At 64.2% G+C, this 13206-nt stretch carries 11 protein-coding genes; 5 read left to right on the top strand and 6 right to left on the bottom strand.

Going from position 1 to position 13206, the window contains the following annotated elements; all coding sequences use genetic code 11:
* The first annotated feature begins 240 nt into the window (after nt 1-240).
* From AC2FMN_RS03900 to AC2FMN_RS03910, 3 genes are all read left to right on the top strand, one after another.
* A complete protein-coding gene (locus AC2FMN_RS03900) occupies nt 241-909 on the top strand; it encodes a helix-turn-helix domain-containing protein (RefSeq protein WP_496686408.1) in 669 nt (222 codons plus the stop codon).
* A gap of 110 nt (nt 910-1019) precedes the next feature.
* Entirely contained in the window at nt 1020-2177 is a 1158-nt protein-coding gene (locus AC2FMN_RS03905; RefSeq protein ID WP_496686410.1) for an aromatic ring-hydroxylating oxygenase subunit alpha, read from the top strand.
* The gene (locus tag AC2FMN_RS03910; protein ID WP_496686412.1) at nt 2174-2395 is read left to right on the top strand and encodes a hypothetical protein; all 222 of its coding nucleotides are present in this window, start codon (nt 2174-2176) and stop codon (nt 2393-2395) included. The genes AC2FMN_RS03905 and AC2FMN_RS03910 overlap by 4 nt, the downstream gene beginning before the upstream one ends.
* Nucleotides 2396-2404: 9 nt before the next feature.
* On the opposite strand, the gene AC2FMN_RS03915 is transcribed toward AC2FMN_RS03910, so the two are convergent.
* The 6 genes from AC2FMN_RS03915 to AC2FMN_RS03940 form a co-directional block, all read right to left on the bottom strand.
* Nucleotides 2405-3196: a DUF2189 domain-containing protein gene (locus AC2FMN_RS03915; RefSeq protein WP_496686414.1), complete on the bottom strand. Its 792-nt coding sequence runs from the start codon at nt 3194-3196 to the stop codon at nt 2405-2407.
* Between the two features lie 24 nt (nt 3197-3220).
* Nucleotides 3221-4621, bottom strand: coding sequence for an amidase (locus AC2FMN_RS03920; protein ID WP_496686416.1), 1401 nt, complete (start codon nt 4619-4621; stop codon nt 3221-3223).
* Between the two features lie 110 nt (nt 4622-4731).
* A complete protein-coding gene (prfB, locus tag AC2FMN_RS03925) occupies nt 4732-5859 on the bottom strand; it encodes a peptide chain release factor 2 (protein ID WP_496681191.1) in 1128 nt (375 codons plus the stop codon).
* A 107-nt stretch (nt 5860-5966) separates the two neighbouring features.
* Complete coding sequence (locus AC2FMN_RS03930) at nt 5967-8456, bottom strand: penicillin-binding protein 1A (RefSeq protein ID WP_496686418.1); 2490 nt, start codon at nt 8454-8456, stop codon at nt 5967-5969.
* 95 nt (nt 8457-8551) lie between these two features.
* Nucleotides 8552-9772, bottom strand: a complete 1221-nt coding sequence (locus AC2FMN_RS03935; protein ID WP_496686421.1) for an N-acetylmuramoyl-L-alanine amidase — start codon at nt 9770-9772, stop codon at nt 8552-8554.
* A gap of 65 nt (nt 9773-9837) precedes the next feature.
* Nucleotides 9838-11001, bottom strand: coding sequence for a pyridoxal phosphate-dependent aminotransferase (locus tag AC2FMN_RS03940; protein WP_496686424.1), 1164 nt, complete (start codon nt 10999-11001; stop codon nt 9838-9840).
* Here AC2FMN_RS03940 and AC2FMN_RS03945 point away from each other — a divergent pair.
* Nucleotides 11000-12382, top strand: a complete 1383-nt coding sequence (locus tag AC2FMN_RS03945) for a M48 family metalloprotease (protein WP_496686427.1) — start codon at nt 11000-11002, stop codon at nt 12380-12382. The two genes, AC2FMN_RS03940 and AC2FMN_RS03945, sit on opposite strands and share 2 nt — an antisense overlap.
* A complete protein-coding gene (locus AC2FMN_RS03950) occupies nt 12379-13137 on the top strand; it encodes a DsbA family protein (RefSeq protein WP_496686429.1) in 759 nt (252 codons plus the stop codon). Before AC2FMN_RS03945 ends, AC2FMN_RS03950 begins: the two co-directional genes overlap by 4 nt.
* The last annotated feature ends 69 nt before the right edge of the window (nt 13138-13206 follow it).

Below are 13206 nucleotides of genomic sequence, written 5' to 3' on the forward strand. Positions count from 1 at the left end.
ATCTGGCCGGTTTTCCCAAATAGTTTGTGCAAAATCGCCAAATGCCTATTGCCTTTGGCCTATAAGGCATTAGCCTAGCGTCGGTTCTTTCCGACAGGAAAGCTCTTGGGGAAAATTATGCGATATTCCGGTTCAGGCCGACGGCGGACGCTGTGTCGGCACAGTCGTGTTGCGTTGCCATAGGCCATGGCTGGACAAGGCATGGGCCATAAAGCACGCACACCAGAAGAATTGCGCACAATGCTTGGCGCAAACCTCCGGCAGCTGGTCAGCGGCTATCCCTCGGTGTCCGAGGTCTGCCGCCGTCTGGGCATCAATCGCACTCAGTTCAATCGATATCTGTCTGGCGAAAGCTTTCCACGGCCTGATGTGCTGGACCGGATCTGCCGCTTTTTCGGGATTGATGCCCGCATCCTTCTGACCCCCCTTTCCGAAATACCGAAAACCGAGTCGGCGCCGCTACCTCCGTCCCTGCTGAAGTTTTTCGCGACGGGCCAAATACAACGGGAGGAAACCCTGCTGTGCAGCGGGTTTCATCATGTCATCGAAACCCATCCCGCAGAGCCGCGGCACACCTGCCATCTGTTGCTGTTTGCCCGGAACCAGGGCAACCACGCGACCGTACGCGCCTTCGACCCCGTAACGCCGGGTGCGACACCGGCTTCGCGCGAACTGCGCGGCTTGGCCTTCCGCTCGGGCGCGACGACACAAATCATGATGGCGCATCGCGATGCCATCGGCACCCGTTTCTACGTTCTTGCGGACGCAACCACTCCGGCCGCGTCGGTACGCACCGGATACAGCGTCAGGCTAGGCGCAAGCGCCCCCGACTGCCGAAAGTTGGAACTGCGGTTCCTGGGGCAAGATCTGAAGGCGGCCCTCGGGGTCGCGCGGCTGGCCCGGTCCTGACCACCCCGGCAGGCCGCCAACATGTCGTTGTGAGAAAAACCCGGGTCGCGGACATGACAGCGGGCCGGCGGTGGGACTGCTTAGGCTGGGTGGCAACCGAGGAGGACCACATGGCCAGCACACTGACCGATCTGTCTGCCGTTCGCCAAAGCATCGAAACCGCGCTGGGCCTGCCCAACGCGCACTATACCGACCCCCGGCTGCACGCCGAGGAGAGCCAGGCCCTGCTGCTGGACGGCTGGTCCGGACTGGCCGTAACCGCCGACGTGCCCGAACCGGGCGACGCGGTCCCGATCGAGTTTCTCGGCATCCCCCTGCTGCTGCTGCGCGACCGGTCGGGCCAGGTACGGGTGTTCCAGAACATCTGCCGCCACCGTGGCATGATCCTGGTGGCCGAACCGCGCAAGATCGAAGGCGCGATCCGCTGCCCCTATCACAGCTGGTGCTATTCGACCGAGGGTCGCCTGGTGGCGACCCCGCATGTGGGCGGGCCGGGCCAGAACGCGCATGACGCGGTGAACCGGTCCGAACTGGGCCTGATCGAGGTGCGCAGCCAAATCTGGCGCGAGGTGGTCTGGATCAACGTCTCGGGAACCGCTCCGGCCTTCGAGGATGCCAACGCCAAGCTGATCGAACGATGGGCCGAGTTCGACCAGCCGCTGTACCATGGCGGCCCCGACAGCGCCTTCCGGCTGGACGTGAACTGCAACTGGAAGCTGGCGGTCGAGAATTACTGCGAAAGCTATCACCTGCCCTGGGTGCATCCCGGGCTGAACAGCTATTCCCGGCTGGAGGACCACTATCACATCGAGGAGCCCGGCCTGTTTTCCGGCCAGGGTACCCTTGTCTATCGCCAGCTGACCGGCGAGGACGGCCGCACCTTCCCCGATTTTCCGGGGCTGAGCGCCAAGTGGGACACGGCCGCCGAATACATCGCCGCCTTCCCCAACGTTTTGCTGGGCGTGCATCGCGACCACGCCTTTGCCATCATCCTGCGCCCCGAGGCGCAGGACCGTACATCGGAACATATCCATCTGTTCTATGCGTCGCCGGACACAGATGCCGACCTGCGCGCGCGCAACACCGAGCAGTGGAAACTGGTGTTCGAAGAAGACGTGTTCGTGGTCGAAGGCATGCAGCGCGGTCGCGCGGCCCCCGGTTTCGACGGAGGACATTTCTCACCGGCAATGGACGGGCCGACGCATCTGTTCCATGACTGGGTCGCACAGCGGCTGATCGCGCGCCGCGATAGGCCTGCCGCCGAATGAGCGCACTGGACGACCGTCTGCTGGACGCACATGCGGCCGGCGACATCCGGGCCTTGGCGGCCCTGTATGAACAGGCCGCACACGCGCAGACCGATGAGGATGCAGCAGCGTTCTTCCTGACCCACGCCTATGTGCATGCGCTCGAGGCCGGTCTGCCGGCCGCCGCCTGGCTGCGCCAGCGGCTGATCGACATGGGGCGCGAGGTTCCGCAGCAGTGACCGCACCGATCAGGTCGGGGCAGTTTCTTCGCCGTCACTATCCCCCGTGATCTGCCGGTACAGGTGCCAGCTGGCATGGCCGAACAGCGGCAGCACGATCAGCAGGCCCAAAAACCACGGGATCATGGCGATGAAGGTGGTGACGGCGATGAACGCGCCCCACCCGAGCATCACACGCTTGTTCACTGCGACATAGGCATAGCTGGAAATCATCGCCGTCACGAAATCCAGTTCACGATCCAGCAGCATCGGAATCGACAGCACCGAGATCATGTAGAGCAGGATCGCGAAAAGCGCTCCGACCACGGTTCCGACGGCAAGCATGGTCAACCCGTTCGCAGTCAGGAACACCTCGAGCGACGAGGACACGTTGGTCATGGTCGACAGGCCCATGAACAGGGCGAAGATCATGTGGCCCAGAAAGAACCAGAACAAGAAGATCACAACGATGATGGCGCAAATCGACGGCAGCTGTCGGCGGCTCTGCTGGATCACCACGCCGAAGATGGCACCGAAATCCAGCGGCGCGCCCTGTTCCAGCCGGTGCGAGACCTCGTACAGCCCCACCGCTGCAAACGGCCCCAACAGCGGAAACCCGATCGCGGCCAGCACCAGCCAGTACGAGGTGCCCGTCTGCACCGTGATCCATGCCATCAGCCAACCCACGAGAACGTAGAACCCCGCAAACAGCAGGCCGAAGATCGGCGCGCGGCGATAGTCCTGCCAGCCCCGGCGCAGCGCCGTGCGCAGCATTTCGCGGCTGGCGGGTTTCAACTTTGGAACTCCGAATGGCCTGTCCATGTTCCGTCTGTCCTCCCAGTTCCTTCAAATCTCGGGCGGCCGTTTCTGCGGCCAATGCGTAACCGCATGATAGGCGGCCCCGATCGACAGCAGTCGGGCATCGCTGCCCCGCGGGCCGAACAGCTGCATCCCCATCGGCAGCCCCCCCGGCCCGAATCCGGCCGGAATCGACAGGCAGGGCAGCCCCAACAGGCTGACCGGTGTCACCACCTGCATCCAACGGTGATAGCTGTCCATCTCGACCCCGGCGATGCGGCGCGGATACGGCCAGTCCACCGGAAACGGCCAGACCTGCGCTGCTGGCAGCACCAGCGCGTCATATTCGGAAAACAGCGCAACCGCCCGCCGGTGCCAGTCTGACCGGGTCACGCTGGCGTCCTGCAGTTGCATCGCGGTCAGGGCCAGCCCGCGCTCGAGCTCCCATAGGGCACTGTCCTTCAGGGCGTGTTTGCGGTCGGCCAAGGGTTGCAGCCCGGCCGCCACGCTGAACGAGCGCAGCGTGATCCAAGACTCCCAGATCCGTTCGGCATCGAAGGGGGGCTGTACCTCCTCGACCGTTGCGCCCAACTGGGCAAACAGCGTCAACTCGCGCGCGCACAGCGGCAGAATGCCGTCTTCCGTTGGGAAGGCCCCGCCCCAGTCACCCAGCCAGCCGATGCGCATGTCCTCAAGGCTTCTGACCGGCACGGGCGAGACCGGATCGCTGTCGAACGACAGGGGCTGGCGCGGGTCCGCGCCCGACATCACGTCCAGCAGCAGCCCGATATCCTCTGGGCTGCGCGCCATCGGACCCAGCGTCGAAAGTTGATGAAGATACAGATCGCCCACCGGCTCGGACGGGACGCGGCCCCAGGTCGGGCGGAAGCCATAGACATTGTTCCAAGCGGCCGGGTTGCGCAGGCTGCCCATCATGTCGGACCCATCGGCCAGCGCCAGCATTCCCGTGGCCAAGGCGACCGCCGCCCCGCCCGAAGACCCGCCGCAACTGCGCGTCAGGTCATAGGGGTTGCGGGTGGCGCCATAGACCGGGTTGAACGTATGCGACCCCAGACCGAATTCCGGCGTGTTGGTCTTGCCGATCAGGATCGCGCCTGCCGCGCGCAGTCGGGCCGCGATCAGGTCGTCGGCATCGGGCACATGGCCGCGAAACAGGGGCGAACCCTGGGTCGAGGGAATGCCCGCCACGTTCACCAGATCCTTGACCGCCATTGGCAGACCGTGCAGCGGGCCATGCCGGGCATGGCCGTCGGCCGCCTGCGCCTGCGCCATCAGTGCATCTTCATCCTGCAGTGCCACGATGGCGTTGACCCGGTCGTTGACCTGCGCGATCCGGTCCAGCGTCGCGCGCATCACTTCGACGGCCGAAACCTGCCCCGCGCGCAGCTTGCTCAGCAGTTCGACGGCCGAAGTTTCGATTGGGGTCATGGGGTTACGTCCAGGCTATGATCGAACTCAGCCTAGCGATGGACGGATCGCATTTAAACCCGGTGTTTTGTATGTATCTTTTGTCGGTGTGCCACCCGCCCCGTGCGCAATCAGGCGTCCGACTGCGCCTCGGCCCGGCTTTTGCCCGATACGTTCATCGCCAGCGTGGCCGCCATGAACCCATCCAGATCACCGTCCAGAACACCCTTGGTGTCCGAGGTCTCGTAACCCGTGCGCAGGTCCTTGACCATCTGATAGGGCTGCAGAACGTAGGACCGGATCTGGTTGCCCCAGCCCGCGTCGCCCTTGGCCTCGTGCGCGGCGTTGATCTCGGCGTTTCGACGGTCCAGTTCCATCTGGTAGAGGCGCGATTTAAGCGCCTTCATGGCGATGTCGCGGTTCTGGTGCTGCGATTTTTCCGAACTTGTCACCACGATGCCGGTCGGGATGTGGGTGATCCGAACCGCCGAGTCGGTCGTGTTGACGTGCTGACCGCCCGCCCCCGAGGACCGGTAGGTATCGACGCGGATATCCGCCGGGTTCACTTCGATCTCGATATTGTCGTCCACCACCGGATAGACCCAGACCGAGCTGAACGATGTGTGCCGCTTGGCCGCCGAGTCATAGGGCGAAATCCGCACCAGCCGGTGCACGCCGCTTTCGGACTTCAGCCAGCCATAGGCGTTGTGGCCCGAGATCTTGTAGGCCGCCGACTTGATCCCCGCCTCTTCGCCCGGGGTTTCTGACTGCAGCTCGACCTTGTAGCCCTTCTTCTCGGCCCAGCGGACATACATCCGCGCCAGCATCGAGGCCCAATCGCAGCTTTCGGTGCCCCCGGCGCCCGCGTTGATTTCCAGGAAGGTGTCGTTGGCGTCGGCCTCGCCGTCCAGCAGCGCCTCGAGCTCTTTTTCGGCCGCTTTGTCGCGCAGCTTTTTCAGGGCCTCTTCGGCATCCTTGACGACTTCTTCGTCGTCTTCCATCTCACCCAGTTCGATCAGTTCGACATTGTCGTTCAAATCGGTCTTGATCGACTCGTAGGTCTCGATCGCATCGACTAGAACCTGCCGTTCGCGCATCAGCTTCTGCGCGTTTTCGGGGTTGTCCCACAGGTTGGGGTCTTCGACGCGGGCGTTGAACTCCTCCAGCCGGTGCGGCGCGGTTTCATAGTCCATACGCTGGGCCAGCAGCTCCAGCGATTTTTGGATCTCGGCCACGATGTTCTGGATTTCGGCGCGCATGGTCAGGTCCCAACTTGCTCAATCAGGCCTGCGTGATAGCAAGAGGTTCAGGCCACCACAAGATGACCCGCGCGGGTTTGCATAGCTTTCCCCCGCTCGGTGGCGGATCAATAAAGTCCGCCGCCCTGCAGATCGCCTTGGCTGGCTTTGGGTCCCACGATGACCGTTTCGCCGGTCGATGTCCGAACCTGACGACCTCCGCTCGTGACCTCCTCGAACAGAGGCAGGTCGGACCCCATCGCGAAACCGCCGTCATACACGCGGTCGATGAAACCATCGACACCATCGCGGAAATATTCGGCCACGACGTAATCGCCGGTTGCATCTTCCGGCAGCCGCGCGCCGCTAAACCGGTCGATCTTGATGAAATGGCCGCCCGGGGGCACTTCGAACGGGCCGCCGCCGTATTTCGCGACTGCCTTTTCCATGAAGCTCTGGAAGACCGGCCCGCACAGCGTGCCGCCATAGGCCCCCCGCCCCATCGGGCGCGGACGGTCATAGCCGATATAGCAGCCGGCCACGATATTCGAGGTGAAGCCGATGAACCAGGCGTCCTTGGATTCGTTGGTCGTACCGGTCTTGCCAGCCGTCGGAACCGGCAGGTTGACCACACGCGACGCGGTACCGCGATCCACCACACCCTTCATCATCGAGGTCAGCTGATAGGCGGTGATCGGGTCCATCACCTGCTCGCGGTCGTCGACGATGGTGGGGGCCGCATCGGGTTCCAGCCAGCTGGAATTGCAATCGAGGCATTGACGATCATCATGCCGATAGATCGTCTTGCCAAACCGGTCCTGGATCCGGTCGACCAGGGTGGGTTTGACCCGCTCGCCACCGTTGGCGAACATCGCATAGGCCGCAACCATCTTGTAGAGCGTGGTCTCCTCGGCCCCCAGCGCGTTGGCCAGGTAGGGGCCCATGTTGTCGTATACGCCAAACCGTTCCGCATAACCTGCGACCACGGGCATCGAAACCTCCTGTGCCAAGCGGATGGTCATCAGGTTCCGCGACTGCTCGATCCCGGTGCGCAGCGGCGTGGGGCCATAGAACTTGTTGGTCGAGTTCTTGGGGGTCCACAGACCCTGCGGCGTATTCACCTCGATGGGCGCATCCACCACGATGGTCGCCGGGCTGTAGCCGCTGTCGAGCGCGGCGGCATAGACGAAGGGCTTGAAGGCCGAACCGGGCTGGCGCAGCGCCTGGGTGGCGCGGTTGAACACCGAGTCCTGGTACGAGAACCCGCCCTGTATCGCCAGAACGCGGCCCGAGTTCACGTCCATCGCGACAAATCCGCCCTGAACCTCGGGGATCTGGCGGGCCGACCACTGGCCGTCTTCGGCGGCTACCACAAGGATCACGTCGCCGCGCTTGAAATTGGCGCGGAAATCGCCCTGCATCCACTTGATGTCGCTGCGCGGGATGATGCCGTCGGCCGGACCGTTTTCGACCCCCACGGTCAGTTGCTGGTCGGCAACGTCCAGCACCACCGCCGGATACCACGGCGTGGGCAGCACCACGTCGCGTGGAACCTCCAGTTTGGCCAGCTCTGCGCGCCATTGTGCCTCGTCGGCCAATATTTCCTCGGGGATGGTCAGGCCGGTTCCGCGCCATTTCCCGCGCGACCGGTCGTATTTCTGCAAGGCCTCGCGCAGGGCAAGTGCGGCTTCGACCTGCATCTCTTCGTCCACCGAGGCGCGGACGGTGAAACCGCCGGTAAAAAATTCGCCCTCGCCGAAATCCTCGCTCAACTGACGGCGGATCTCGTCGGTGAAATAGTCGCGCGGCGGCAGCGCGGTGCGGAAGCTTTCGAAATCGCCGTTCTGGACCGAGCGCAGCGGTTGCGCCACTTCGGTCTCATAGGTCGCCTTGTCGATGTACCCGTTCTGGTACATTTCGCGCAGCACATAGTTGCGCCGCGCCAGCAGGCGATCCTTCTGCCGGACCGGGTGATAGTCCGACGGCGCCTTGGGCATCGCCGCCAGCGTCGCCGCCTCGTGCGGGGCCAGTTCCTGCAAGGTCTTGTTGAAATAGGTCTGCGCGGCAGCGGTCACGCCGTAGGAGTTCTGGCCCAGGAAGATCTCGTTGAGATAAAGCTCGAGGATCTGTTCCTTGTCCAGCGTCTCTTCCAGGCGGGTGGCAAGGATGATTTCCTTGATCTTGCGCTCGGCCCGGCGGTCGCCCGACAGAAGGAAGTTCTTCATCACCTGCTGGGTGATGGTCGAGGCCCCGCGAACGTTTTCGCCCTTGGACTTCACCGCCTCGACCGCGGCGGCGATGATGCCGCGCGGGTCATAGCCTTGGTGGGTGTAGAAATTCTTGTCCTCGGCCGAGATGAAGGCCTGCTTGACCAGGTCGGGGATTTCCTCGGACGGGGTGAACAGGCGGCGCTCCTGGGCGAATTCGTCAATCAGGTGGCCTTCGCCCGAATAGATGCGGCTGATGGTGGGCGGCTTGTACTGGGCCAACGACTCGTGGCTGGGCAGGTCACGGCCGTACATCCAGAACACCGCGCCGATCACCAGCGCCGCCATGAAGATACCAAGCGTCACGAGGCTGAAGATCGCCCCAAAAATCGAAAGAATGAACCGGATCACGTTGCTGCCTTTTGTTCGCGGTGCAGCCTATATAGTGCCGCTGCACACAAGGGTCAAAGCACCCGCGCCGATACTAGCCGTTTTGCGCCGCAGGGTCACTGCCCAATCAGGTCGCGGCGGGCCAGATCTTGCTGCCGCCAAGCCTGAAGCCCCTGACGGATGCCGCGCGCCATGGTGGATCGCCATTCGGGATTTTTCAGGTTTTTCAGATCTCTGGGGCTGGACAAGAACCCAAGTTCGACCAGAACTGACGGGATGTCGGCGGCCTTGAGTACCGAAAACGAGGCCCGACGGACAGGGCGCCGGTTCATCGGCCCGCCCTGTTGCGCCATGCCGTTGGCCAGCGTCTGCGCCAGCGCCTCGGTGCGGGGCTGGGTCTCTTGCCGGGCCATGTCCAGCAGAACGTCGGCGATCTGGTCGTCCGAGCCGCTCAGATCAACGCCGGCGATCAGGTCGTCGCGGTCGTGCCGCTCGGCCAGTTTGCGGCTGGCCACGTCCGAGGCCTCGTTGGACAGGACATAGATCGTGGCGCCGTGGGCCTGCCCCTCGGACAGCGCGTCGGCATGCAGCGAGATGAAGACATCGGCTGCGGCGCGATGCGCCAGCGCGATCCGCCGTTCCAGCGAGACGAAATAATCGTCGGCCCGCGTCAGGACCACTTCGAACCCGCCCGCGCGCAGCAGTTCCTCGCGCAGTTCGCGGGCGAAGGTCAGCATCAAGGTCTTTTCGTTGGTTCCGCCCGCCTCGGCGCCGGGGTCGATGCCGCCATGGCCTGGGTCAAGCATCACCCGCAGCGCCCGTCGGTCATCCGCGCCGCGCAGCGCCGGCAGATCGGCCGGGGGCGGCAGATCCCATCCGGGCGTGTGCGGCGCGCCCGCGCTTGCGGCGAAGCTTTCGAAATCGGTGCCTTTCAGGTTCAGGGTCAACACCGCCGCGCCCGAGGCCGGATCGACCCGCATCACGGCCCGGTCCACAGCCAGCGGCGCCCCAAGTTCCAGCACCAGACGCGACCAGCCGGGCACATAGGCCCCGAACCGAACCGCGCTGATGCGCCGGGTCTGCAGGAAGGCCTCGCGGTTCAACCCGCTCCAGTCGACTTCCTTGAAGTCGATCACCATCCGGTACGGGTCTTGAAGGGTGAAGATGCGATATGGCACGCCCTGGCTCAGCCCCAGTTGGACCTGTACGCCCGCGCCGTCATCGTCGATGATCCGGCTATCCTCGGGCAGGACACGCGCCAAGGCATTGAAGTCCTGCGCCCATACCGCGCCAGTCAGCGCCCAGATCAGGGCGAGTGCGAAAAGGATCCTGCTCATGGCCTCAAGTTTTCCCGAGATCGTTTGGCAGCAGCCTATCGCAGCACGGCCGGTTTGTGAACGCCTCAGGCCGACTTATGCGCGGCCCGGCGATCCACCATGAAGCTGCGGAGCCGTTCCAGGCCCTGCTCGATGTCCTCGGTCGACCGGGCGTAGGAAAAGCGCAGGGTCGTGTGGCCGCGCACTGGGTCGAAATCCAACCCCGGCGTTACGGCGACGCCGGCCTTGTCCAGGATCTCGGCGGCAAAAGCGCGGCTGTCCTGGGTCAGGTCCGAGACCTCGGCATAGACATAGAACGCCCCGTCCGGCGGCGCGATGTTGGTGAACCCGGCCTCGGGCAGGCCCTTCAGCATCAGGTCGCGGTTGCGGCGATAGACGGCTAGGTTGCCCTGCAGTTCGTCCTCGCAATCCATCGCGGCCAGCGCGGCGATCTGGCTGGCATGGGGCGCACAGATGAACATGTTCTGGGCGATGCGTTCGACCACGCGCACCTGATCCTCGGGCACCACCATCCAGCCGACGCGCCAGCCGGTCATCGAGAAATACTTGGAAAACGAGTTGATGACATAACACTCGTCGGTCAATTCCAGAGCAGTGACCGCCTTGGCCTCGTATTCCAGCCCGTGATAAATTTCGTCACTGATGAACGAAGCACCCTGCCCCTGCGCGGCCTCGATCAGCGCGCCCATGGCGGCGTGGTCCAGCATGGTTCCGGTCGGGTTTGCGGGCGAGGCCACCATCAGCCCCTGCAGGTCGAGCCCGGCAAAATCCTGTGGCACGGGTTGCAGGCGGTTTTCCTGCGCAGTCGGCAGATCGACCGACACCAGCCCCAGCGCCCGCAAGATCTGACGATAGGACGGATAACCCGGCGCGCCGATCCCCACCCGGTCGCCGCTGTCGAACAGCGCGGTGAAGGCCAGCAGGAATCCGCCTGAGGATCCCGGGGTGATCACCACCCGTTCGGGGTTCAGGTCTACGTCGTACCATTCGCCATACATCCGTGCGATGCGTTGCCGCAGCGCCGGCAGACCCAGCGCGACGGTATAGCCCAGCGGGCCGTGCCGCATCGCGCGGGCCAGCGCCTCCAACGCGCCTTGAGGCGCGCCGGTTCCGGGCTGGCCGACTTCCATGTGGATGATGTGGCGCCCGGCCTCTTCAGCGCGGCGCGCGGCCTCCATCACGTCCATCACGATGAAGGGATCAACGCCCGACCGGGTTGAGTTTCGCATGCCCATCTCCCATGTTGCGACCATGGCTTTTGAACGCGGATCCCGGCTGGCGTCAATCCCGGCATTTCTGCTGGCGGTGGCGCTGTGGATCGCGGCCGCCGCGCAAAGCCACGCGCAAAGCCTGATCCGCGACCCCGATATCGAACACGGGCTGCGCGAACTGGCCTTTCCGATCCTGCGCGCGGCGGGGCTGAACACCAACCGCGTGCGCGTTCTGGTGGTCAAGGACGATACGTTCAACGCCTTCGTGATCGACTACAACACGATCTACGTGAACCACGGGCTGATCCTCAGCGTCGACAGCCCCGAGATGCTGCAGGCCGTCATCGCGCACGAGGCCGCCCATATCGCCAACGGGCATCTGGCCCGGCGGGCCGAAAACCTGCGCGCCGCCAAGCGGGCCGCCGGGTTCGGAACCGCGCTGGCCATGATCGCCGCGGCTGCAGGGGGCGGCGAGGCCGCAGCCGGGATCGCCGCCGGAACATCCGCCTCGGCGCTGCGCAGCTTTCTGGGCCACACCCGCGCCGAAGAGGCCTCGGCCGACCGCAGCGCGGCCGGATACCTGCGCTGGGCCGAGATCTCGCCCAGCGGCATGGTCGCCCTGCACCGGAAATTCGCCGGCCAGGAATTGCTGAGCGAGGCCAATCAGGACCCCTACATGCGGTCGCACCCCACCAGCCGCGAGCGTCTGCGCGCCGCCGAGGCCTTTCTGGATGAATTCGGCGACCGCGCCAAACCCGACCCGAACGCCGACTACTGGTTCGCGCGGGTGAAGGGCAAACTGTCGGCCTTCCTGCGCTCGCCCAGCTGGACCCTGCGCCGCGCCAAAGAAGAAAGCGCACGGGACATCCGCCTGATGCGCGAAGCCGCCGCCCATCACCAGAACCGCAATCTGGGTGCGGCCCTGTCGGCCATCGACGGGGCCTTGGCGATCCGGCCCGAGGATCCGTACTATTACGAGTTGAAAGGTCAGATCCTGCTGGAAAACCGCCGGTTTGCGCAAGCGGTCAACGCCTATGCCAAGGCCATGGAACTGGCGCCGCGCGATGCTCTGATCATGGCCGGGTACGGGCGCGGGTTGCTGGCCGAAGGGCGTACGAAGGAAGCCCTGCAAGTGCTTGAAAAGGCACGCGCCCGCGACTATCGAAGCCTGCGGCTGATGCAGGATCTGGGGGTGGCCTATGCCAAGCTGGGACAGCCCGGCATGGCCGCGACCGTCACCGCCGAACGCTATGCCCTGCAAGGCCGCCTGGCCGATGCGGGCATCCACGCAAGACGCGCCGTCGGGCAATTGCCCGAAGGCTCACCGGGTTGGCAACGGGCACAGGATGTGCTGATTGCCGCAGAACGAGCTGAGAAATCGAAAAGGAAACGGAAATGATCCTCAGACACGCAGCACCTGCCCTTCTGGGGCTTACCCTGATATCCGGCCCCGCGCAGGCGCTGGACCTGAGCGCGATGAGTCCCGACGAAAAGGCCGAGTTCGGCGCGGCCGTGCGCGAATATCTGTTGGAAAACCCCGAGGTCATCATCGAAGCGGTCAACATTCTGGAGCAGCGCAATGCCGCAGCCGAAGCCGCAGCCGACAAGGACCTGGTCGCAGCCAATGCCGAGGCGCTGTTCAATGACGGCTACAGCTGGGTGGGTGGCAATCCAGACGGCGACATCACTCTGGTCGAGTTCATGGACTATCGCTGCGGCTATTGCCGCCGAGCGGTGCCCGAGGTCGACGCCCTGCTGGCACAGGATGGAAACATCCGCTTTATCATCAAAGAGTTCCCGATCCTTGGCGAGGCTTCGGTGTTGTCGTCACGTTTTGCTATTGCGACCAAGCAAGTCGCAGGCGACGACGCCTACAAGCAGGTGCATGACGCGCTGATGGAATTCGGCGGAGACGTGACCGAAGTAGCCCTGCGCCGAATTTCCGACGGGCTGGGCCTGGACAGCGATGCGATCTTGGCTGCAATGGATAGCGACGCGGTGACAGATGAAATCGCCCAGACCCGCGAACTGGCGCAACGGCTCAAGATTTCTGGCACGCCCAGCTTCGTGCTGGGTACGGAAATGTTGCGCGGTTATCTGAAGGCCGATCAGATGCAGCAGATCGCCGACGCCGTGCGCGCCGAACAGGGATAGTCGGCCAAGAGGTCGAGACCGGACACGCAACGACATGGAAGAGCCGCAGCCAGGTGCTGCGGTTTTTTC

Source organism: Ruegeria sp. BHSC037 (assembly GCF_059613045.1).